We start from the raw sequence: 20,680 nt of genomic DNA on the forward strand, positions 1-20,680 counted from the left end.
GTTGATCCTTTCGAAATCTCGAACCGAGTCCGAGATTTCGACAGGATAGTGCTCTATGTGCCGTCCGTTGCGAGGGGCTCGCGCTGCGTCAGCCATTGGGCCGGAATGCCCGGCCGGCCGGTGTAGGCGGCGACGATCCCGCCCACGATCGCGCTCGTCGTGTCGACGTCGCCGCCGGCCTCGACGCACGCCCCGACCGCGGCCGGGTAGTCGTCCAGGCGGGTCGCGGCGACCCACAGGGCGAACGGCACCGTGTCCTGGGCGAGGACCTGGGCGCCGTTGCCGAGCTCATACGCGGCCTCGCCGACGGATGCGTCGAGCATCGTCCGGGCGCGGCGGATGCCGTCGAGCACCTGACTGTCGACGAGGTATCCGGTGACCGCGTCGAGCAGCTCGGCCGGGGTGGGCCGGTTGCGCACCAGCCGGGCCCAGCCCGCCTCCGCGGCCGCCACCGCCACCGCGACGGCGCCCAGGATGCCCTCCGCGTGGGCGTGCGTGACCTCGGCCGAACGCAGCGCCTCCAGGGCCGCGGTCCTGGCGTCGCCGGCGTGGAACGCACCGAGCGGCGCGACCCGCATCGCCGCCCCGTTGCCCATCGACCCCTGGCCGCCGAACGCGTCGCGGGCCACGTCCCGCCAGGGTTCGCCGTCGCGGATGCGGCGCAGGATGACGACGGCACCGCCGCCGTAGCCCCGATAGGGCTCGAAGCGGTCCGCGAAGCGGCGGGCGAGGCGGTCCTGGTCGACGCGGCCGTCCTGCCGCAGCTCCGCGACGAGCGAGAGGGCCATCTCGGTGTCGTCGGTCCAAGGCCAGGAGCCGGCGGGAGCGGTACCGTCGAGAAGATCGTGCAATGTGGTGCCGGGGACGAAGAACTGGGCGCCGAGCGCGTCCCCCACGCTCAGCCCGTCCAGGCTGTCGCGGCAAAGTTGTAGGTCGGTCATGGCTGCCGACGACGGTAGCAAAAAATGTCGTACCCCACGGATAGCCTGCGTTCGTGAGTGCGGTTCAGGAGTTCCGATATCTGGCCCCGTCGACGGCGGGCGCCGGTGGAGTGGCGCTGCAGACCAGCGGCGGGCCCGCGGCCAATCCGTGCTTCTTCGCCGGGTTCCTGACCACGCCGCCGGCGGCCGCGGCCGGGCTGCTCGCCGTCGCCGACGTCGCCCGCACCCGCTACTTCCAGCCCCGCGACCCGGCCAGCCTCGACCCGGTCGTCACCGGCAGCACCGACCGGCTGCGCTTCGAGTCGTTCTCCGGCTGCGGCGGGGTCTACGCGCGCCTCGACATCCTGCCGCCCGGCCTGGACGGTGAGCACGCCGGCCACGGCACCACCAACGTCGACGTCAACCCGCCGCTGCGGGAGTCCCTGGCCCGCGTCGCCGGCCTCGACCCGCTGCACCTGTCGGTCGGGCCCGACGCCCTGACCGCCGCCACCATGACCGGCACCGTCGTGGAGAAGAAGGTCCCGCTCCCGCCCCGCTGGCTGCGCGGCTTCGCCGAGGTCCACGTCCTGTCGGCGGGCTTCGACAGGCGGGCCGAGCTGTCCCCGGCCGAGGCGTCCGCGTTCCTGCGCCGCCTGCCGGCCGCCACCGACCGGTCGACGCTGTGGGCCGTCCCCGCGGGCCGGACGCTGCGGCTGACGTCCCGCCCGGCTCCCGGCGCGATCTGCCTCGCGGGAGCCGGACGGCTCGCGGCATTGCGACCCCTGCTGCGATACTGCTCAGGCCTTCGCGTCTACGGGCCGCACACGGTCGCGGGCTCGCCGCCGGTCCCCAGTGCCTGGGAGGTGCAAACGGGCGCGCTGCGGCTGACCCTCACGCTGTCGCCGGAGACGCACCGCGGGTTCTCCGGCGAGGGTGCCGCGCTCACCGCCCTCGCCGGCGACGACGTCACCGACGACGCCGACCTGGTCTCCGCGCTGCTGTCGTGGGACCCGACGATCGACGTGGCCGCGCTCGCCGGCGCGGCCGGCCTGCCGGTCGCGCGGGTCCGGGCCGCCCTGGCCCAGCTCGGCACCGCGGGCCGGGTCGGCTACGACGTGGCCGAGGCCGGCTACTTCCACCGGGTCATGCCCTACGACGCGGGGCGCGCCGAGCGCGACAACCCGCGGCTGGCCGGGGCCCGGGCCCTGGTCGAGGCCGGGGCGGTCGCACTCGACGGGGCGGCCGTCGCCACGGTCCGCAGCGGCGATCAGGTCTACCGGGTGCGGCGGCTCCCGGACGGGGCGCTGACGTGCAGCTGCCCGTGGCAGGGCAAGCATCGCGGCACCCGGGGACCGTGCAAGCACGCCCTCGCCGTGACGATCGCCGGAGGCCAGTCGTGATCGACTACGGTCTCATCGCCGACGGGAAGGTCGCCGACGTGTCGGCGGCGGTCGCGGCCCTCGACGAGCGCGAACGGCCGGCGGCGTTCAAGGGCCTGGAGGCCTACCTCAAGGCCAGCCCCGAGCTGCGGTGGCTGGGCGAACACAACACCGCCCTGGCCGTGGCCGCGGTCGGGACGGCGCCGTCGGCCGCCGCCGCCACCCGGGTCCTCAGCCGGCGCACGTTCTTCCCGAGTCCGGGCACCGGCCCGGCGGTCCTGGCCGCGGCCCGCGACCGCGGGATCACCTGGCTGCCCGACCTCGTCCGCCGCGTGGGCGACAAGCGCGGCCGCGAGCCGTTCGGCGGCCTGTGGGCGTTCCTGGCGGAGCTGCTGGCCGCCGGGTCCGCCCCGGCACCGGCCGGGGACTGGTTCGTGCTGGGCTGGCTCGACCACCTCAACTACCCGGCCGAGCTGCGGGCCCGCTCCGCCGCGCTGCCCGAGCGGCTGCGGGCCGACCCGTTCCTCGACGACCTCGTCCCGCGCCTGTTCACCACCGACCGGGCCGGCGAGCGCATGCTGCTGTGGGCGTTCAACGGGCGGCCCGGCGGCGAGCTGGCCCTGGTCGAGGGCCTGGCGACGCTGTCGGCGGAAGGCCGCCTGGACCGGCCGGCCCTGATCACGGCCACCCTGTCCCGGCTGCTGCGCGGCGGCGACCGGCGCCAGGCCAACCGTGCGTTCGTGGCCCTGCTGACCGCCCTCGCCCCTACCCCGGACGAGGTCGCCGCCAACGCCGCTGACTACCTGCGCCTCCTCGCCGACGCGCCGGTGACGGTGGCGACGGCCGCGCAGAAGGCGCTGCGCAAGGCCCCGGACCTCGAGCTCGACGCCGTCCTCGAGGCCTCCCGCGCGGTGCTGCGCCGCCCCGACAAGACCCTGGTCCGCACCCAGCTCACGTGGCTCGCCGCCCTGCGCCGCCGGCACCCCGACCGCGAGTCCGACATCGCGGCGACGGCGGCCGAGGCCCTCGACCACCCGCTGATCGACGTCCGCGAGCGCGCCGCCGCGCTCACCCCGCCCGCCGCCGCTTCGCCCGCCGCCGCTCCGCCCGCCGCCGTCAGCGTCGCGCTGCCGGCGGCACCCGAGGTCGCGCCCGCTCCCCCGCCGATCACCGACCCCGACGAACTCGCCGAGGAGGTCGCGGCCTTCTACAGTCACCGGCCGTTCTCGTCGCTGCCGCAGCTGGAGCGGGTCCTCGACGCCACGGTCCGGCTGGCCGCCACCGACCGGGCCGGGCTGCGCACGGCGCTCCTGCCGGTGCTGGACCGGCACACCGACGGCACGGGCGAGCACTCCTGGGACCCCAACTGTCTCTGCGGCGTGTTCGCGCGGCTGCTGCGCACGGCCGCCGACCCGCAGGCGGCCCCGCCCCGGTCGGCGTGGGCGGCGCTCATGGCCTCGGCCCGGCGGTTCCTGCCGCAGGGCCTGCCGATGCCCGGCCCGCGGATGGCGCCGCCGCAGCGGCTCCTGTGGGCCCGGCTGACCGAGATCGGCCTGCACGTCGGCGTCGGCAACGACCGCACCGGCGGCCTCGTCAGCGCACCGACCGCGGCCAACGGCGCCCTCGACACCGCGGTGCTGCTCGACCGCCTCGCCGCGCTCGGCGGGCGCGAGCCGTGGCCGTGGGACCTCAGCCAGGCCCTGCTGCGCCTCCCACCCACCACCGACTCCGCCGCCGCCGCGCGAGCCGCGGCGCTTGGCACCGCGGCCGGATCCCGCGTGGCCGCCTGGCTGCGCGACGGCGGGCTGCCCGCGCCGCAGTGGCAGGTCGAAGTGGTGCCGCGGCGGCCGAAGCAGCACGGCGGGGACTACGAACACCGCTCGCTGCCGGTGCTGCGGGTGCAGGTCACGACCGCGGCCGCCGACGGCGAGACGTTCGAGCTGCTCGGCGCGGCCCCGCCGGCGATCGCCGCCGGGAGCTTCGGGTGGCACGTGCTGTGGCCGGGGCTGCTGCCGTGGCACCGGGGGCTGGCCGCGGCGTTCGCGCTGCCCGAGGTCGCGTCCGCGGCCGACCTGGACCAGCGCGGCGGCGGCGCGGTCCTGCCGCTGCTGGCCGAGGCGTCCGGGGACGGCGGGCCGGCGCTGCCGATCGCGGTCGCCTACGGTCTGGCCGCGCGGCACGAGTCGGACCGGCTCGCCGCGGTCGACGCGCTGCTGGTGCTGGCCGCCGGCTCCGGCCCTTCCAACGGGTTCGGGCCGTTCGACGGCTCCGGCCCTTCCAACGGGTTCGGGCCGTTCGACGGCTCTGACGGGTTTGACGCGGAGACGGCTGGGCGCTATCTGGGGCTGCTCGCGGCCGGTGGGGTGGTGGTCGTCAACCGGGCCGTCCAGCCGCTGCGGGACGCGGCCGCGGCGGGGGCCGCGCGGGTCGTGTTCCGGCTGCTGCGGGCGGCGCTGCCGGAGCTGCTGACGGTGGCCAAGCTGCCGCCGGGGACGCCGGACCTGCTGACCCTCGCGGCGGAGACGGCGGCGACCGCGTCGGGGGGCGTGCCGGTGGAGATCGCCGGGCTGGAAGCGGTAGCCGGGCGGCGCGGATCGTCGCGGCTGGTGCAGGAGGCGCGGCGGCTGCGGCGAGCGCTTGTGTGACGACGGCGGCGGGCGCTCAAGTGACGTCGGCGGGCGCTCAGGTGACGTCGGCGGCGGTGGCGCGGGGTAGGTGGACCGTGACGCTCAGGCCGCCGGTGGGGCCGGGCCGCAGGGTCAGGTGGCCGTCGTGGGCTTCGGTGATGCTCTTGACGATGGCCAGGCCCAGGCCGACGCCGGCCTGGTCGCTGTGGGTGCGGTCGGTGCCGCGGCGGAACGGTTCGGTCAGGGTGGCGACGAGATGGGATGGGAGCGGGTCGCCGGTGTTCTCCACGACCAGCGTGACGTGCTCGGCGTGGACGGTCGTGTGGATGCGGACGGTGCCCCGGTCCGGGAGGTTGTGCACGATCGCGTTGTGCAGCAGGTTGGTGGTCAGCTGCAGCAGGAGCGCGGGTGAGCCGTCCGCCGGGGCGATGGCACCCGAGGTCGACACCGTGACGCCGCGCTTCTCGGCCAGCGGCAGCAGGGTCTCGGCCGCCTCCTCCGCGAGCAGGGACAGGTCGACCGGCTGGCGGGTGAACGTGCGCTGATCGGCCCGGCTCAGCAGCAGCAGCGCCTCGGTCAGCTCGATCGCGCGGGTGTTGACGGCCCGGAGGCGCTCGTCGAGCTCCCCGCCGTCGCGGTTCGGGTCGTTGCGGGCCACGTCCAGCAGCGCCTGGGTGATCGCGAGGGGCGTGCGCAGCTCGTGGGAGGCGTTCGCGGCGAACCGCTGCTGCTCCGTGACCTGTGCCTCCAGCCGGGCCAGCATGGTGTCCAGAGCGTCGGCGAGGTCGCGGAACTCGTCGGTGCGCCCGGCCAGCTCGATCCGGTGCGACAGTGACCCGTCGGCCGCCTTCCGCGCGGCGTCGGTGATCCGCGACAGCGGCTTGAGCATCCGGCCGGCCAGAACCCAGCCGCCGGCCAGGCCGAAGATCAGCAGGAGCAGGAGCAGTCCGGCCGCCGTCCGGAGGTTCTCGCGGGCGATGATGAACCGGTCCAGCACGAACCAGACGATGCCGAGCACCACGAACCCGGCGAGCATCAGGAACCCGGCGTAGCTGAGGGTGAAGCGCAGGCGGACGCTCAGGCCCCGCGGCCTAACCATCCATGGGGCCGGGGTCGATGTGGTAGCCGACCCCGGGCACCGTCGCGATGATCCAGGGTTCGCCGAGGCGCTTGCGCAGCGTCGAGACCGTGATGCGCACGGCGTTGGTGAACGGGTCGGCGTTCTCGTCCCAGGCCCGCGCGAGGAGCTGCTCGGAGCTGACGACACCGCCCTCGGCGGCCACGAGCACCTCGAGCACCGCGAACTGCTTCCTGGTGAGCGCGACATAGCGGCCGTTGCGGTACACCTCGCGACGGAACGGGTCGACGCGCAGGCCGGCGATCTCCCGCACCGGCGGCCGGCTGTGCCCGCGGCGGCGGTCGAGGGCGCGCAGGCGCAGGACGAGCTCGCGCAGCTCGAACGGCTTGGTGAGGTAGTCGTCGGCGCCGAGCTCGAACCCCGACGCCTTGTCGTCGAGGCGGTCGGCGGCGGTCAGCATCAGGATCGGCAGGCCGCTGCCGGAGGCGACGATCCGCTCGGCGACCTCGTCACCGGAGGCGCCGGGCAGGTAACGGTCGAGCACGGCGATGTCGTAGGCGTTGACGCTCAGCAGATCCAACGCAGTGTCACCGTCGGCGGCGAGGTCGGCCGCGATCGCCTCGAGGCGCAGACCGTCGCGAATCGCCTCCGCCATATAGGTTTCGTCCTCCACCACCAGCACGCGCATGGGTCACGATGCTACGAGCCCGGGCAGATCGTCGGCTACCAGAAAGTGACACCCGGCGCCTTTTTTCACGGTCCGGCGCCGGGCGGTCACATAGGGGTCAGAACTCGTCGTCGAATCCGACAACACCGGTGACGCCGACCTGATAGGCGGACACGCGGCGCTCGAAAAAGTTGGACAATTCCTGCACGTCCTGCAGCTCCATGAACGCGAACGGGTTGCCGCTGCCGTAGATCGGGTCCAGGCCCAGGATCGCCAGCCGCCGGTCGGCGACGTGCTGCAGATACTCGCGCATGTCGGCGAGCGGCAGCCCGGAGATGCCCTGCTCCAGGAGGTCGGCGGCGAACTGGACCTCGCACTCGACGGCCTCGGCCAGCATGGCCCGGACCTCGGCGGCCATCGTGTCGTCGAACAGGTCCGGCTCCTCTGCCCGCACCGTCTCCACGACGTCGAACGCGAAGGCCATGTGCATCGACTCGTCCCGGAACACCCAGTTCGTGCCCGACGCCAGGCCGTGCAGCAGCCCCCGCGAACGCAGGTAGTACACGTACGCGAACGCACCGTAGAAGAACAGGCCCTCGATGCACGCCGCGAAACAGATGACATTGAGCAGAAACGCGCGCCGATCGTCGCGCGTGCGCAATGATCGCAGCGCGAACACCGAGTCGATCCAGCGGAAACAGAACTCGGCCTTGCGCCGGATCGACGGGATGTTCTCGACCGCGGCGAACGCGGCGAACCGCTCGGACTCGTCCGGAACGTAGGTGTCGAGCAGATTCAGGTAGAACTGGACGTGCACGGCCTCCTCGAACAGCTGCCGGGACAGATACAGCCGCCCCTCGGGCGCGTTCACGTGCTGATACAGGTTCAGGACCAGATTGTTCGCCACGATCGTGTCACCGGTGGCGAAGAACGCGACCAGCCGCGACACCAGGTGCCGTTCGGCGGGCGTCAGGCGGGCCAGATCGGGCAGGTCGCTGTGCAGGTCGACCTCCTCGACCGTCCAGGTGTTCTTGATGGCGTCCTTGAAACGGCCGAAGAATTGGGGGTACCGCATGGGCCGCAACGTGAGGTCCATACCGGGATCGAGCAGGCTCACTGGCAGGCCTCGCAGGACTCGGGGTTTTCGAGCGAACACGCAACGGCCACGTCCGCCGCCCCGCCGACGACCACGACCGGTTGCGCAATGTCGGGCGCGGGCGGTTGCACGCCGACGACACTGTCCGATTGCGCAGTGACGGGCGCGGGCGGTTGCATGAGGACGGCTGTGGTCGATTGCGCGGTGGCGGGCGGGGTCGGTGGTGCGAGGACGGGCACGGTCGCCTGCTGGATTCGGGTGGCCGGGCGGGAGCGCAGGTAGTACGTCGTCTTCAGGCCGGACTTCCAGGCGTGCAGGTACATCGAGGACAGCTTGCCGATGGTGGGCGCGCGCATGAACAGGTTGAGCGACTGCGACTGGTCGATGAAGGGCGCGCGGGCGGCGGCCAGGTCGATGAGCGCTCGCTGCGGAAGTTCCCACGCGGTGCGGTACACATGCCGCACCTCCGAAGGCAGCGCCGAGATCCCCTGCACCGAACCGTCAGCCCGCTTGATCTGGTCGCGGATCTCGGCCGTCCACAGGCCGCGCGCCTTCAGCTCCCGGACCAGGAACGTGTTGATCTGCAGGAACTCCCCCGACATGGTTTCGCGCTTGAACAGGTTCGACACCTGCGGCTCGATGCACTCGTAGCAGCCGGCGATCGAGGCGATCGTCGCCGTCGGTGCGATCGCGATGAGCAGCGAGTTACGCAGGCCGGTCGCCGCGATCCGGGCCCGCACCGCCGCCCACCGCTCGCCCTCGACCGGCGTCCCCCACAGCTCCGGGTGCAGGACGCCGGCGGCCGCGCGGGTCTCGGCGAACGCCGGGTGCGACCCGAACCGCTCGGCCAGGCCGGCCGACGTCTCCAGCGCGGTCAGGAAGATCTCCTCCTGCACACGCGTCGACAGCTCCCGCGCCGCGGCGGAGTCGAACGGCATACCGAGGGTGAAGAACGCGTCCTGCAGGCCCATCAGGCCCAGCCCGACCGGGCGCCAGCGCGGGTTGGAGGCCGCCGCCTGCGTGGACGGGTAGTAGTTGATGTCGATGACCCGGTCCAGGAAGGTGACCGCGGTGCGCACGGTCGCACGCAGCTTCACCCAGTCGACGCCGTCGGTGGTGACGTGCGCGCCGAGGTTGATCGAGCCGAGGTTGCACACCGCGGTCTCGTCGTCACTGTTCACTTCGACAATCTCGGTGCACAGATTGGACAGGTGCACGGTGTTGCCGGGTGCACCGGTCTGATTGGACAAGCGGTTCGACGCGTCCTTGAACGTCATCCAGCCGTTGCCCGTCTGCGCGAGCGTGCGCATCATGCGCGCGTACAGATCGCGCGCCCGGACTGTGCGCACGGCCCGCTTCTCGGCGATCCGGTACGCCGTGTCGAACGCCTCGCCGTAGAGGTCGGGCAGGTCCGGCGCGTCGGTCGGGTCGATCAGCGACCAGTCCTCGTCGGCCTCGACGCGGCGCATGAACTCGTCCGGGACCCAGTTGGCGAGGTTCAGGTTGTGCGTGCGGCGGGCGTCCTCGCCGGTGTTGTCGCGCAGCTCCAGGAACTCCTCGACGTCCGGGTGCCACGGCTCGAGGTACACGCACGCGGCCCCCTTGCGCCGCCCGCCCTGGTTCACCGCGGCGACCCCGGCGTCCAGGGTCTTGAGGAAGGGCACGATCCCGTTCGATTTCCCGTTGGTACCGCGGATCAGCGCACCCCGCCCCCGCACGCGCGACCACGAGATGCCGATCCCGCCGGAGAACTTCGACAGCCGCGCGACCTGGTGGTAGCGCTCGTAGATGGAGTCGAGCTCGTCCTTCGGCGAGTCGACGAGGAAGCATGACGACATCTGCGTGTGCCGGGTGCCGGAGTTGAACAGCGTCGGCGAGCTCGGCAGGTAGGCCAGGGACGACATCAGCCGGTAGAAGCCGATCGCCTCCGCGGGTGTCGTGGACAGGCCGCAGGCGACCCGGAGCAGCCAGTACTGCGGCGTCTCCACGACCAGCCGGGTCTCGGGGTGGCGCAGCAGATAGCGGTCGGCGACGGTGCGCAGGCCGAAGTACTCGAACCGCAGGTCGTTCGCGACGTCCACGGCCTCGTCGAGTTCGCGCGCATTGCCCTGCACGAACGTGTTCGTCACGTCGCCGATGAGCCCCTGCTGGTGCGCGTATGCGATCGATTCGCTGAAGCTGGTGACGCCCTGCCCGCGCACCTCCCGGTGCACGTATTCGGCCAGGAGCCGCGCGGCGAGCCGCGAGTACTGCGGCTCCTCGCCGATCAGCTCGGCCGCCGTCTGGATCGCCAGCCGGTCCCGCTCGTCGGTGGTGGCACCGGCCGGCAGCCCGCCGACCGTACGGTTCGCGACGCGCAACGGGTCGACCTCGTCGAGGTCACCCGCCCAGCGCTCGACCGCGCGCACAACCGCGCCGGCTTCGACCGGCAGCACATCAACCCGCATCCGCGTTCCCTCTCGTCCCTCAACTGTGGACGGTCGAACGGGCACGCGGGGACGCCGCCCGTGCCCCGCGGCGGCATGCGCCGACGCCGCTGTTGGGGCCCAGGCTGGTGGCGTCGGCCGTCCCGCGCGGCCTTCGACCGCCGCGCACCCACGTCGGGTGTGCGGCGCGCTGGCAGGTCTTCGGACTCGTGGGCGTCGAGCGCATGCCTAATAGCCGTCGCTTCCCAGGCGTGATCGCGCCCAGTGCTGATGACGGCGGTCGTTCCCACTCACCGCTGCGGGGCAGTCCCGGATTCGCACCGGGTTCCCTCTTGCCTCGGTCACCCTGGAGGAGCGACCGAACCAGCTGCGATCAACACCATATATGGGGACGGCTGCGAATGCACGCCACTAGAAGTTGTGGCGTGTCGCGGATGGATGATCTCGGCGAGGGCTTCGACACCGTCGACCAGGCGGGGGCCGGGCCGCACGACGAGGCCGTCAGCGTCGATGGCCCAGACCTGCGCGCCGGGGAACTTCGGGGCGACCAGGGCGGCCTGCTCGGCGGCGCCGTCGAGGTGGTAACCGCACGGGGAGACGACCACGATGTCCGGCCGCGCCGCGACCATCTCGGCCCAGTCGGTCTCCACCGACCGCTGCCCGGGCCGGGCCGCGACGGGTTCGCCGCCGGCCGCGGTGACGAGGTCGGGGACCCAGTGGCCGGCGGTGAACGGCGGATCGACCCACTCGACGACGAGCACCCGGGGCCGGGCGCGTCCGGCCACCCGCTCCGCGACCGCGCGCAGCCGGGCCCGCAGCCGCGCGATCAGTGCCTCGGCACGTTCGCTCACACTCGCGCGTTCGCCGACCGCACGAATGGTGTCCAGGACGTCGTCGAGTGTGTGCGGGTCGAGCGAAAGCACGTCGGCGCGGCAGCCGAGGTGCTCGAGTGCGTCCTCGACGTGCCCGGACGGCAGCGCGCAGACCCGGCACAGGTCCTGGGTGAGGATCAGGTCGGGGGCGAGCGCGGCGAGGGCTCCGGCGTGCAGCGTGTACAGGTCGGCCCCGGCGGTGAACTGCGCGCGCACGTACGCGTCGATGTCGCCCGGCGTCATGCCCTTCGTGTCCTTGCCGCCGACGACGATCGTCTTGTCACGCCGCGCGGCCGCCGGCTCGTCACACTCGAACGTGACCCCGACGAGGTCGTCGCCGAGCCCGAGGGCGTAGACGATCTCGGTGGCCGAGGGGAGCAGCGAAACCAGGCGCATGCCTACGACCGTAGCGCCGCACGCATGGCCTGCACACCGCCGCCGGCGAGGTGGTCAAGGGCGACCGGGCGGCCACACACGAACAGCACCAACGCGCCAACGGCCTAGACGACCCCGGTCGCCGCGGGGAGCAGCGAAACCGGGCACCTGGCTATCACTGTAGCGCCGCACGAAGGGGCTGCACGCCGTCGCCGGTGAGGTGGTCGAGGGCGATCGGGCGGCCGCACACGAGTAGCAGCAGTGTGCCCATCGGGCCTTCGATCCGCGGTCCGGTGCCGGTGCGCCATGTGGTGTCGGTGGCGATCAGGTCGTACCCCCGAAGGCGCTTTTTGATCGGGAACGGGCGCGGCCAGTGCATTGTCATCATCCGGGTCGCGGCTGCGGCGGCCGCCTCGGGCGGGGTGGCGATGGTGCGGCCGAGCGGGAGCGCGATGTCCTGGGTGTGCACGAGGATGTCGGTGAGCGTTTCGTACCGGGTGACGCCGACTGTGTGTTTGCGCGAACCGATCGATGCGCGGATGAGCGCGATCAGCTCGGCGTCGGTGTGCGTGTGCACTTGCGCGGTGGTCATGTCGCGGATCGCGCGGTTCATGTCGCCCTTCGCGCGCAGGATGATCGGCGTGCGCACGATCATGTCGCGCACGGACAATTGCTGCATGGTCAGGTGAGCGGCGACGTCGCGCACTGTCCACTCCGCGCACAGCGATGGCCGCCCCCACTCGTCGGGGGTGAGCGACTCCAGCAGATCGGCCACGGCCGCCCGCTGGTCGTCCATTGTGGACCAAAGAGAAGTCATAGCGCCTCCTGAGCAATGACCGGATCGGCGACTGGATTGTCGAGCGAATCGGCGAGCGGACCGACGACCGGATCGTTCAACGAGTTGGCGAGCGGACCGGTGGGCGATTCGGTGAACAAGTTGGTGAGCGGACCGGTGGGTGTATCGGAGACCGAGCCAGTGAGCGGATCGGCGACGAAGTCGGTGTGCGGATCTGCGCGCAGATCGACGCGCGGATCGGTGACGAAGTCGGTGTGCGGATCTGCGCGCAGATCGACGCGTGGATCGGCGACGAAGTCGGTGTGCGGATCTGCGCGCGGATCGGCGACGAAGTCGGTGTGCGGGTCTGCGCGCGGATCGACGCGCGGGTCCGTGCGCGGATCGACGCGCGGGTCCGTTAGCGGATCGGCGACGAAGTCGGTGTGCGGGTCTGCGCGCGGATCGAGGCGCGGGTCCGTGCGCGGATCGGCGACGAAGTCGGTGTGCGGGTCTGCGCGCGGATCGAGGCGCGGGTCTGCGCGCAGATCGGCGACGAAGTCGGTGTGCGGGTCTGCGCGCAGATCGACGCGCGGGTCTGCGCACGGATCGACACGCGGCTCTGTGCGCGGATCTGTGCGCGGATCGACGCGCGGCTCTGTGCGCGGCTCTGTGCGCGGATCTGTGCGCGGATCTGTGCGCGGATCGACGCGCGGGGCTGTGCGCGGATCGGTGACGAAGTCGGTGTGCGGGGCTGTGCGTGGATCGGCGCGCGGGGCTGCGATTACGGCCTCGACCAGCGTGCGCAGCCGGGTCGCTGGGTTGAACTCGGGGTCGGGGATGGCCAGTTGGTGCAGGACCAGGCCGGTCCAGTAGTTCATGATCAGCGGTGCGTCACGGGCGGGGTCGGCTGAGCCGGCGGTCCTTGTCCAGGCCGTTGCCCATTCGTTCACCCGCGTACCGGTGGCGAGCAGGTGTGCGCGCAGTTCCGGGCGGATCGCGGCCTCCACCAGGATGGCGTAGCGCGCGAGGGTGAGCGTTCGCTGCTCGTTCGTGCTCACATGCGCGAAGTGGGTGAGCACGTCGGCCAGTTCGCGCGCGCACGCCGGGCGCGCATCGGCGGCGATTCGCTCCCAGGTCGCGCGTTCACGTTCGGCGAAACGCTCAACGACACCGCCGATCAGTGCGTCGCGCGTGCGGAACAGGTTGGACGCCGAACCGGAGGGCAGCTCGGCGGCGGCGTCGACGGCCCGGTGCGTGAGCGCCCGAATGCCGCCCGCGCCGATGACCTCGATGGCCGCGTCGAGCAGCCGCTCACGCCGTCCCGCCACCGCCACCGTCACCACCGTCCCCGTCGCCGCCACCGTCCCCGTCACCGTCACCGTCACCGTCACCGTCACCGTCACCACCGACGCCATCACATCACCATCACCCCACACTCAACCGTCACCGGCCACTAAACTACATCTGTAGTCTCCCGCTAGCCAAGCAGCGGAAACGAGGGCCGCTCGGACGAGGTCCGACCGGTCGCCTCCAGCACGACCTCCACCGAGATCGGCAACTCCTCACCCGCCAAATCCGCCAGCGTGCGTCCGGCCAGCTCGACGGCGGCGCGGGCGGGCGGCGCCGCGGCCGGAAACGCGACGGTCATGTCCAAGTGGTGCACGACCGCCTCCAGCACGAACGTCGCCACCAGGTCCGGCACGGCCAGCACCTTGCCCTGCGTCCGCGCGAACCCGCCGGGGTCGGCACGCGTCGCGGCATCGACAGCCGCCGGAGCGGTCTCCAGCCAGAGGCGGGTGATGGCAGTACCCCCGCCGAAAGCCGCGGCCGCAAGCCGGTTCGCCCAGCCGTCATCGCCGCGGCCGGGCGGGAACGAGCGCCAGTAGCTGACGTGGTCCGTGTCGGCCGGCCCGGGGTCGGGGGTGTGCAGGGCGACCAGCGCCCGCTGGGCATCACTCAGCAGGTGGAACAGCACGTCGGCGACGAGCCAGCCGCGGCAGCGGGTCGGGGCCAGCAGGTCGTCGGGGGTCAGGGCGGCGACGAGTTCGGTGACACCGCCGTAGGCTCGATCGAGGGCGGTCACAGCGTCGCGGTACGGCATGCTCATACTCCCGCACGGTAGCGGAGGTGTTGCTCCACTTCCGCCGCGTGTCCGCCCGATTCCTTGCATACCGCCGCCTGACCGGCTGTTATCCTCGCCGACCATGACAGCTGCGCGGTTGCGCCTCGGGGTCGACTTCGGCACCTCCACCACCATCGCGATGCTCCAGCGGCCCGACGCCCGCGTGCAGCCGCTGCTGTTCGACGGCTCCCCGCTGCTGTCCTCCGCCGTCCTGCTCGGCCCCGACGGGCAGCTGCACACCGGCCGCGACGCCGCGCACCTGGCCCGCAGCGCGCCGGAGCGGCTGGAGCCGAACCCGAAGCGCCGCATCGACGACACGGCCGTGCTGCTCGGCGACCGCGAGGTGGGCGTGCGCGACCTCATCGTCGCGGTGCTGAGCCGGGTCGCGCGGGAGGCGGCCCGGGTCGCGGGGCCGGTGCAGGACGTGGCCCTCACCCACCCGGCGGACTGGGGCCAGCACCGGCGGGCCGTGCTCGCCGACGCCGCCCGCCAGGCCGGGTTCGTCAACATCGAGCTGGTCGGGGAGCCGACCGCGGCGGCCACCTACTTCGCGCACACCCGCGGCGGCGCGCTCCCGCTCGGCGCGTGCGTGCTCGTGTACGACCTCGGCGCCGGCACCTGCGACGTCACGCTGCTGCGGCGCAGCCACACCGGCTTCGAGCAGGTCGCCTCGGACGGCCTCAACGACGTCGGCGGCCTCGACGTCGACGCCGCGGTCGTCGCGTTCCTGCAGGCCACCTACGGCGAGCTGTGGACCACCCCGGCGACCCGGCGGCAGCTGTGGGACGACGTGCGCTCGGCCAAGGAGATGCTGTCGCGGGCCAGCGGCACCGTCATCGGCATCCCGGCCCTGGGCCGCGAGGTCCCGCTCGGCCGCGAGCAGCTGGAGGGCCTGGCCCGGCCGGTGCTGCGCTCGACGGTCTCGATGACCCGCGGGATGATCAAGGAGGCGGGCGTCCCGCAGTCCGCGGTCGCCGGCCTGTTCCTGGTCGGCGGCTCCAGCCGGATCCCGCTGGTGGCCACGATGCTGCACGAGGCGCTCGGCATCGCGCCGGTCGTCGCGGAGCAGCCGGAGCTGATCGTGGCCGAGGGTTCGCTGTACGTGAACCGCACCGCCAACGCCGTCGCCGCCCCGACTCCGGTCTCAGCGGTACCGTCCTCCGGCGTCCCCTATCCGAACACACAGAACTTCACCGCCAACCCGATGAGCCCGATCGCCCCGGTCTCGGCACCGGGCTACCCCGCGGCCCCCGTCTCACCGCCCGTGGCCGTCCCCGTCAGCCCGATGCCGCCGCCGCCCATGGTGCCGCAGCGCTCGTTCCCGCCGGCTCCGGCACCGCGCAAGGGGATGTCGCCGGCGGTTCTCGTCGCGATTATTCTGGTGGGGGTACTGGTAGTCGCCGGCGGCATCATCGGCGCGACGAAGCTCCTCGGCAAACCTGACGGCGGCGGCCCGAACGCCAGCGGCACGACGGGCGCGGCCACCACCGGTGCGGCCGGCAACGGCAACGGCGGCGGCGCGACCACCGGCGGCCCCGGCAAGTACGACCTGGCCAAGGTCCCCGACGACGAGTGCACCAAGTCGGACGCGTCGACGTTCTTCGAGCTGTTCGAGGCCGAGAACGGCAAGCCCACCCCGATCCGCGTCCCGAACGCGACGGTGAACTCGAGCAGCTGCGCCATCGGCCGCACGCACGCACTGAGCGATCCGCAGCAGCAGCGGCTGGCGAACATCTCGTTCACGATCTTCGGGTTCAGCGACACCCAGTACGCCGTCAACGCGCAGCAGCAGGAGATGGAGACCGGGAAGCTGGCCGGCCCCAACACGGTCCTGTCCGGCTTCGGCGACGAGGCCATCATCTACGAGACCCCGCAGGCCGGCGAGGCGGGCAAGAGCAGCCTGCGCCTGACCCTCGCGGTGCGCGACAGCAACGCCCGCATGACCGTGTACTTCACCGGCAGCCGCAGCGACGGGTCCGAGTACTCGCAGCAGGAGAAGAACACGCTACGCGACAAGACCGTCGAGGCCGCGAAGGCCACGTTCGGCAAGTCCCTGGCCGGCATGAAGCGCTGACCCCGGACGCGGCGAAGGCCGGCCACCGCGTGGGTGACCGGCCTTGAGCCAGGGGGAAGGCTTCAGTTGGCAGCGACGCCGTACTGGCCGCCCTCGGCGTGAAACTCGGTGCCGTTGGCGAAGGCGCCGTCGAAACGCTGCTGCAGGGCGTCGAGCTCGGAGAACTCGGCCTGGTGCGAGGACTCGCTGCCCTCGGCGGCGAAGACGTGGTCGTCCTCCGACGCGTCGTGGCTGAAGTTCGTGTAGTTGTCCTGCTCGTAGTGCGCACCGTAGGGCTGGTCGACCTCGACGTGGTTGCCCTGCGCGAAGTCCGTCGACTCCTGCGCGTGGTGGTCGTTCTCGTACACCTTGAACTGGTTGTTGTAGTCAGCCTCCGAGCCGTTGGCCTGGTGCAGCTGGTCCAGCGCGTCGTGCTCCTGGCCGGCCGAGTACTGGCCGTAGTCGACCTCGTGGCCGCCGTCGTAGCCCGTGTCGCCGGTGTCGTAGTCGCTCATCTTCGGTTCCCCCTGGGAAGTTTGGTTGGTGTCGCTGTTGAGAAGAACGTTACGGGGAACCCGTAGGGGTTGAATCCCGGAAACGTGCCACGGCGCGAGCCACCCGGGCGTAGCCCTCGGCGCCGTGACCGCCGGCCACCGCACGGTCGAACAAGGCCTGCAGGGCCGGCAGCGGGCCGGGGTCGACGCCCAGGTCGCGGGCGGCCGCGGTCACGTGCGCGATGGCGGTCGCGGCCGAGGCCACAGTGGACGGTTCACCGGGGTAGACGTCCGCGGTCAGGTCGCGGGCGTAACGCTGGGCCATCTCCGGCAGCAGCCCGCTCAGGCCGCCGGCGAGCCGGGCGAAGAGCTGCAGGTCCAGGCCCTGGGACAGGGCGAGGGCGAACGCGTGGAGGAGGCCGCCGGTCGCCGTGGTGAACACGTCCAGCAGCGCCATCTCGAAGCCGGCGGCCGCGGACACGTCCGGTCCTAAGTAGACGGATTGGGGGCCGAAGCATCGCAGTACCGTCGAATGGGCTTGAAAAATCGCTTCTGGTCCACTGTAGAGGATCGTGGCCGCGGGTGTCCCGATCGCCGGGGCCGGAGCGAGGATGGCGCCGTCGAGGTAGTCGAGGCCTTTCGCCGCGGCCCATTCGGCCGTCGCGCGGGCCGCACCGGCGTGAGCGCTGCCCAGGTTCACGAGGACGGCCGGGCCTTCGGCGTCGTCGAGCGTCCGGTGCACCGCCGCGTAGTCGAGCAGGCAGCAGACCGTCACCGCGGCCCGGCGCAGCGCGTCCGGGGCGGACGTGGCCAGGGCGGCGCCCCGGTTCAGCAGCGGCCGCGCCTTCTCCGGCGTCCGGTTCCACACCACGGTCGCGTGCCCGGCGTCCAGCGCCGCACCGGCGAGCGCCCGCCCCATCGGTCCCAGGCCAAGCACGGCCACGTCAAAGTCCAGGCTCATGACACCGCACGCTAAACCTTGCCGTTGACGTGAGAGTCAAGCGTTGCGAGGCTGCGCGCATGCGCATCGGCGAGCTCGCCCGGCTGACCGGCACCACCCCGCGGGCACTGCGGTACTACGAGGAGCAGGGGCTCCTGCACCCACAGCGACGACCCAGCGGCTACCGCGAGTACGACCCGAATGCCCGCTTCACCGTGGGTCACATCCAGCTACTCCTCGCGGCCGGGCTGAACACCACGGCGATCGCCGAGATCGTGCCCTGCATCCCGGACGAGACCACGGTCCTGGCCCCGACCTGCCAGGAGCTGCTCGACGCCCTCGCGCAGGAGCGGGACCGCATCGACGAGCGGATCGCCGGGCTGGCGGCGGCCAGGAACGTCCTGGAAAAAATCATGAACACATCCGCGCGGAACGGCGAACAGGGGGTGTGAGGGAGACGGATTTGGCACCGCCGGAGGCCGACGCCGACCTGGTTCAGCAGAGGTTCGAGGAGGTCTTCGACCGCTACTACGGGCACATCTACGCCTACGCCGCGCGCCGCCTCGGGCCTGACCTGGCCGAGGACGTCGCCTCGGAGACGTTCCTGGTCGCCTACGACCGGCGGGCCGGGTTCGATCCGGCCCGTGGTGCGGTGCGGCCCTGGCTGTACGGCATCGCGTCCAACCTGATCATGCGGCACTCGCGGGCCGAGGCGCGCCGCCTCAAGGCCCTCGCGCGCAGCGCCGAGCCCGACGCCGGCCCCGACCACGCGGAGCTCGTGCCGGGCCGGGTCGACGCCGGCGGCAACCGGGCGCGGCTCGCGGCCGCACTCAACCGGCTGTCACTGGCCGATCGCGATGTGCTGCTGCTCGTCGCGTGGGCCGGGCTCACCCAGCCGGAGGCGGCCGCGGCCCTGGGCATCCCGCCCGGCACCGCGCGCTCCCGGCTGCACCGCGCCCGGCAGGAGATGCGCAAGGCCATGGGAACCGACACGGAGGTGGAGCGGTGATGGATGAGATGACGGCACTGCGGGAGGCGTTCGGGCCCGACCCCGAGCCCGGCCCGCGCGTCCGCGAACGGGCCCTCGCGGTCCTGCACGAGCGGATGCGCAGCGCGCCGATGGCCGCGGTCGCGGTGCCGGCCGTGCGGCAACGGCGCTGGCCGATGCGGGTCGCGCTGACCGCCGCGGCGGCTTCCCTGGCGGTGGTCGGCGCGGTCGCGGTCGAGAACATCGGCACGGTCAGCGACAGCGGCAAGGGCTACTCGACGGTCGGCCTGCCGTTCCCCAGGCCCGCGAGCGCGGCCGAGGTGCTGACCAACGCGGCCTGGGCGGCGTCGCGCAAGCCGTGGACCGACCCGCGGCCGGACCAGGTCATGTACAACGAGTCCCGCCAGTTGCGCAACGAGAAGGCCTACGAGAACGAGCACCCGAACGACCCGATCGTGCCCGGCCACACCCGCACCGCGCTGGTGCAGGAGTGGAAGCGCGTCGACGGCAAGCAGATGGGATTGGTGCAGGACGGCCGGCTCGTCGTCTACGACCAGGGCAACGGGCGGATGCACTGGATGCAGCTGGACTACGACCTGCTCAAGGGCCTCGACACGCCGGCCAAGGTGCTCGACTTCGACAAGAACCCGCCGCGGACCGGCAGCATCCGCCTGGACGCCCTGCTCGGCCAGTACGTCCTGCCGCCGAAGGTCGAGGCCGCCGTCTACGGCGCGCTCGCGCAGGGCGAGGGGGTGCGGCTCAACCCGGACGCGATCAACGTGGACGGGCGGCCGGCGATCGGGCTGGGCTGGGTCGAGGAGGGGTACCTCGCGAAGGAGTTCCTGTTCGACCCGTCGACGTACAGCTTGATCGGCGAGCGCTCGGTCGCCATCGCCGACCACCACAACACCGACGAGCACGGCGACGACGACTTCACCCCGAAAGGCGCCCTGTTCCGCCAGGTCATCTACACCAAGGCGATCATCGTCGAGAAGGTCGGCGACACCGCCTGATTTGACGGTACGGTTAGGGAGTTGGCAAACTCCCTAACCGTGCTCGACGTCGAGGTTCTCAAGGCCCTCGGGAACGAGAAGCGCCTGGCGGTGCTCGGCTGGCTGGCCGACCCGCGGGCCCACTTCCCGCCCCAGCGCGACGGCGACCTCGTCGACGACGGGGTGTGCTCCGTGTTCATCGCCGACAAGCTCGGCGTGAGCGCACCGACCGCGAGCGAGCACCTGCGGCTGCTGACCGCGACCGGCCTGCTGACGGCCAAGCGGATCAAGCAGTGGACCTTCTACCGCCGCGACGAGGAGCGGATCGCGGCGGTCAAACGCATGCTCGGCGAGGACTGGTGACAGGCATGTACGACCGGCTGACGGCACTGCTGGACGCGGGTGGCGCACGGTACCGCATCATCGAACACGCCCCGGAGGGCCGGACCGAGGAGGTCAGCGCCCTGCGCGGCAATGCGGTCGCGGCCGCGGCGAAATGTCTCGTGGTGATGGTGAAGCTGGACAAGAAGACCAGCCGCTACTACCTGGCCGTGGTCCCCGGCGACACCCGGGTCGACCTGGCCGCGATCAAGGCCCTGGCCGGCGGCACCTACGTCTCCTTCGCCTCCACCGAGAAGGCCGAGACCCTCGCGGGCAGCGTGAGCGGGACGATCCTGCCGTTCAGCTTCCACCCTGATCTGACCCTGCTCGCCGACCCGGCGCTGTTCAAGCACCCGGAGCTGTACTTCAACGCCGCCCGCCTGGACCGCTCGTTCGCGCTGAACACGGAGGACTACACGCGGCTCGCCGACCCCCGGGTGGAGCCGATCGCCGCGGCGTGAGCCAGGTCTAGGTATATGACGGATTCCGTTATAT

The 20,680-nt window shown here is 72.2% G+C and carries 19 protein-coding genes and 1 riboswitch; of the genes, 8 read left to right on the plus strand and 11 right to left on the minus strand.

Features of this window, described 5'->3' with window-relative positions:
- Positions 1-53 precede the first annotated feature (53 nt).
- Entirely contained in the window at positions 54-941 is an 888-nt protein-coding gene (locus tag ACIA8L_RS31995; protein WP_395910321.1) for an ADP-ribosylglycohydrolase family protein, read from the minus strand.
- A gap of 53 nt (positions 942-994) precedes the next feature.
- Here ACIA8L_RS31995 and ACIA8L_RS32000 point away from each other — a divergent pair, with 53 nt between their 5' ends.
- On the plus strand, positions 995-2,320 hold the full coding sequence (locus ACIA8L_RS32000) for an SWIM zinc finger family protein (RefSeq protein WP_395910322.1): 1,326 nt from the start codon (positions 995-997) through the stop codon (positions 2,318-2,320).
- The gene (locus ACIA8L_RS32005) at positions 2,317-4,944 is read left to right on the plus strand and encodes a DUF6493 family protein (protein ID WP_395910323.1); all 2,628 of its coding nucleotides are present in this window, start codon (positions 2,317-2,319) and stop codon (positions 4,942-4,944) included. The genes ACIA8L_RS32000 and ACIA8L_RS32005 overlap by 4 nt, the downstream gene beginning before the upstream one ends.
- A gap of 37 nt (positions 4,945-4,981) precedes the next feature.
- On the opposite strand, the gene ACIA8L_RS32010 is transcribed toward ACIA8L_RS32005, so the two are convergent.
- The 8 genes from ACIA8L_RS32010 to ACIA8L_RS32045 form a co-directional block, all read right to left on the minus strand.
- The gene (locus ACIA8L_RS32010; RefSeq protein WP_395910324.1) at positions 4,982-6,025 is read right to left on the minus strand and encodes a sensor histidine kinase; all 1,044 of its coding nucleotides are present in this window, start codon (positions 6,023-6,025) and stop codon (positions 4,982-4,984) included.
- The gene (locus tag ACIA8L_RS32015; protein WP_395910325.1) at positions 6,018-6,692 is read right to left on the minus strand and encodes a response regulator transcription factor; all 675 of its coding nucleotides are present in this window, start codon (positions 6,690-6,692) and stop codon (positions 6,018-6,020) included. Before ACIA8L_RS32015 ends, ACIA8L_RS32010 begins: the two co-directional genes overlap by 8 nt.
- 97 nt (positions 6,693-6,789) lie before the next feature.
- A complete protein-coding gene (locus ACIA8L_RS32020; RefSeq protein ID WP_395910326.1) occupies positions 6,790-7,767 on the minus strand; it encodes a ribonucleotide-diphosphate reductase subunit beta in 978 nt (325 codons plus the stop codon).
- 17 nt (positions 7,768-7,784) lie between these two features.
- Positions 7,785-10,214 (minus strand): ribonucleoside-diphosphate reductase subunit alpha, encoded by a 2,430-nt coding sequence (locus ACIA8L_RS32025; protein ID WP_395910327.1) that lies wholly within the window; start codon positions 10,212-10,214, stop codon positions 7,785-7,787.
- A 153-nt stretch (positions 10,215-10,367) separates the two neighbouring features.
- Positions 10,368-10,576: riboswitch (cobalamin riboswitch) on the minus strand.
- A complete protein-coding gene (locus ACIA8L_RS32030; RefSeq protein WP_395910328.1) occupies positions 10,535-11,461 on the minus strand; it encodes an ABC transporter substrate-binding protein in 927 nt (308 codons plus the stop codon). It overlaps the preceding riboswitch by 42 nt.
- 154 nt (positions 11,462-11,615) lie before the next feature.
- Positions 11,616-12,257 carry a maleylpyruvate isomerase family mycothiol-dependent enzyme gene (locus tag ACIA8L_RS32035; RefSeq protein WP_395910329.1) on the minus strand — a complete coding sequence of 214 codons (642 nt, stop codon included), beginning with the start codon at positions 12,255-12,257 and terminating at the stop codon, positions 11,616-11,618.
- Positions 12,254-13,630 carry a hypothetical protein gene (locus ACIA8L_RS32040; RefSeq protein WP_395910330.1) on the minus strand — a complete coding sequence of 459 codons (1,377 nt, stop codon included), beginning with the start codon at positions 13,628-13,630 and terminating at the stop codon, positions 12,254-12,256. The genes ACIA8L_RS32035 and ACIA8L_RS32040 overlap by 4 nt, the downstream gene beginning before the upstream one ends.
- A 62-nt stretch (positions 13,631-13,692) precedes the next feature.
- Positions 13,693-14,322: a maleylpyruvate isomerase N-terminal domain-containing protein gene (locus tag ACIA8L_RS32045; RefSeq protein WP_395910331.1), complete on the minus strand. Its 630-nt coding sequence runs from the start codon at positions 14,320-14,322 to the stop codon at positions 13,693-13,695.
- A gap of 97 nt (positions 14,323-14,419) precedes the next feature.
- Here ACIA8L_RS32045 and ACIA8L_RS32050 point away from each other — a divergent pair, with 97 nt between their 5' ends.
- Positions 14,420-16,411, plus strand: a complete 1,992-nt coding sequence (locus ACIA8L_RS32050) for an Hsp70 family protein (protein ID WP_395910332.1) — start codon at positions 14,420-14,422, stop codon at positions 16,409-16,411.
- A gap of 62 nt (positions 16,412-16,473) precedes the next feature.
- Here ACIA8L_RS32050 and ACIA8L_RS32055 read toward each other — a convergent pair whose 3' ends face one another.
- Positions 16,474-16,905, minus strand: a complete 432-nt coding sequence (locus ACIA8L_RS32055; RefSeq protein WP_395910333.1) for a hypothetical protein — start codon at positions 16,903-16,905, stop codon at positions 16,474-16,476.
- A 49-nt stretch (positions 16,906-16,954) separates the two neighbouring features.
- The gene (locus tag ACIA8L_RS32060) at positions 16,955-17,845 is read right to left on the minus strand and encodes an NAD(P)-dependent oxidoreductase (protein WP_395910334.1); all 891 of its coding nucleotides are present in this window, start codon (positions 17,843-17,845) and stop codon (positions 16,955-16,957) included.
- Positions 17,846-17,904: 59 nt separating this feature from the next.
- Here ACIA8L_RS32060 and ACIA8L_RS32065 point away from each other — a divergent pair, with 59 nt between their 5' ends.
- The 5 genes from ACIA8L_RS32065 to ACIA8L_RS32085 are packed head-to-tail and all read left to right on the plus strand — an operon-like array spanning position 17,905 to position 20,646.
- Complete coding sequence (locus ACIA8L_RS32065; RefSeq protein WP_395910335.1) at positions 17,905-18,276, plus strand: MerR family transcriptional regulator; 372 nt, start codon at positions 17,905-17,907, stop codon at positions 18,274-18,276.
- Between the two features lie 11 nt (positions 18,277-18,287).
- Positions 18,288-18,833 (plus strand): RNA polymerase sigma factor, encoded by a 546-nt coding sequence (locus tag ACIA8L_RS32070; protein ID WP_395910336.1) that lies wholly within the window; start codon positions 18,288-18,290, stop codon positions 18,831-18,833.
- On the plus strand, positions 18,833-19,825 hold the full coding sequence (locus ACIA8L_RS32075) for a hypothetical protein (RefSeq protein ID WP_395910337.1): 993 nt from the start codon (positions 18,833-18,835) through the stop codon (positions 19,823-19,825). Before ACIA8L_RS32070 ends, ACIA8L_RS32075 begins: the two co-directional genes overlap by 1 nt.
- Positions 19,826-19,846: 21 nt before the next feature.
- Positions 19,847-20,167 carry an ArsR/SmtB family transcription factor gene (locus ACIA8L_RS32080; protein WP_395910338.1) on the plus strand — a complete coding sequence of 107 codons (321 nt, stop codon included), beginning with the start codon at positions 19,847-19,849 and terminating at the stop codon, positions 20,165-20,167.
- 5 nt (positions 20,168-20,172) lie between these two features.
- Positions 20,173-20,646, plus strand: coding sequence for a YbaK/EbsC family protein (locus ACIA8L_RS32085; RefSeq protein WP_395910339.1), 474 nt, complete (start codon positions 20,173-20,175; stop codon positions 20,644-20,646).
- The last annotated feature ends 34 nt before the right edge of the window (positions 20,647-20,680 follow it).

Source organism: Dactylosporangium sp. NPDC051541 (assembly GCF_044454505.1).
Lineage (GTDB): Bacteria > Actinomycetota > Actinomycetes > Mycobacteriales > Micromonosporaceae > Dactylosporangium.

Bases quoted from the DNA above. Each gene is read 5' to 3' on its own strand.
- ACIA8L_RS31995 (WP_395910321.1), bottom strand. From the start codon at position 941: ATGACCGACCTACAACTTTGCCGCGACAGCCTGGACGGGCTGAGCGTG.
- ACIA8L_RS32010 (WP_395910324.1), bottom strand. From the start codon at position 6,025: ATGGTTAGGCCGCGGGGCCTGAGCGTCCGCCTGCGCTTCACCCTCAGC.
- ACIA8L_RS32015 (WP_395910325.1), bottom strand. From the start codon at position 6,692: ATGCGCGTGCTGGTGGTGGAGGACGAAACCTATATGGCGGAGGCGATT.
- ACIA8L_RS32020 (WP_395910326.1), bottom strand. From the start codon at position 7,767: ATGGACCTCACGTTGCGGCCCATGCGGTACCCCCAATTCTTCGGCCGT.
- ACIA8L_RS32025 (WP_395910327.1), bottom strand. From the start codon at position 10,214: ATGCGGGTTGATGTGCTGCCGGTCGAAGCCGGCGCGGTTGTGCGCGCG.
- ACIA8L_RS32030 (WP_395910328.1), bottom strand. From the start codon at position 11,461: ATGCGCCTGGTTTCGCTGCTCCCCTCGGCCACCGAGATCGTCTACGCC.
- ACIA8L_RS32035 (WP_395910329.1), bottom strand. From the start codon at position 12,257: ATGACTTCTCTTTGGTCCACAATGGACGACCAGCGGGCGGCCGTGGCC.
- ACIA8L_RS32040 (WP_395910330.1), bottom strand. From the start codon at position 13,630: ATGGCGTCGGTGGTGACGGTGACGGTGACGGTGACGGTGACGGTGACG.
- ACIA8L_RS32045 (WP_395910331.1), bottom strand. From the start codon at position 14,322: ATGAGCATGCCGTACCGCGACGCTGTGACCGCCCTCGATCGAGCCTAC.
- ACIA8L_RS32050 (WP_395910332.1), top strand. From the start codon at position 14,420: ATGACAGCTGCGCGGTTGCGCCTCGGGGTCGACTTCGGCACCTCCACC.
- ACIA8L_RS32055 (WP_395910333.1), bottom strand. From the start codon at position 16,905: ATGAGCGACTACGACACCGGCGACACGGGCTACGACGGCGGCCACGAG.
- ACIA8L_RS32060 (WP_395910334.1), bottom strand. From the start codon at position 17,845: ATGAGCCTGGACTTTGACGTGGCCGTGCTTGGCCTGGGACCGATGGGG.
- ACIA8L_RS32065 (WP_395910335.1), top strand. From the start codon at position 17,905: ATGCGCATCGGCGAGCTCGCCCGGCTGACCGGCACCACCCCGCGGGCA.
- ACIA8L_RS32075 (WP_395910337.1), top strand. From the start codon at position 18,833: ATGGATGAGATGACGGCACTGCGGGAGGCGTTCGGGCCCGACCCCGAG.
- ACIA8L_RS32085 (WP_395910339.1), top strand. From the start codon at position 20,173: ATGTACGACCGGCTGACGGCACTGCTGGACGCGGGTGGCGCACGGTAC.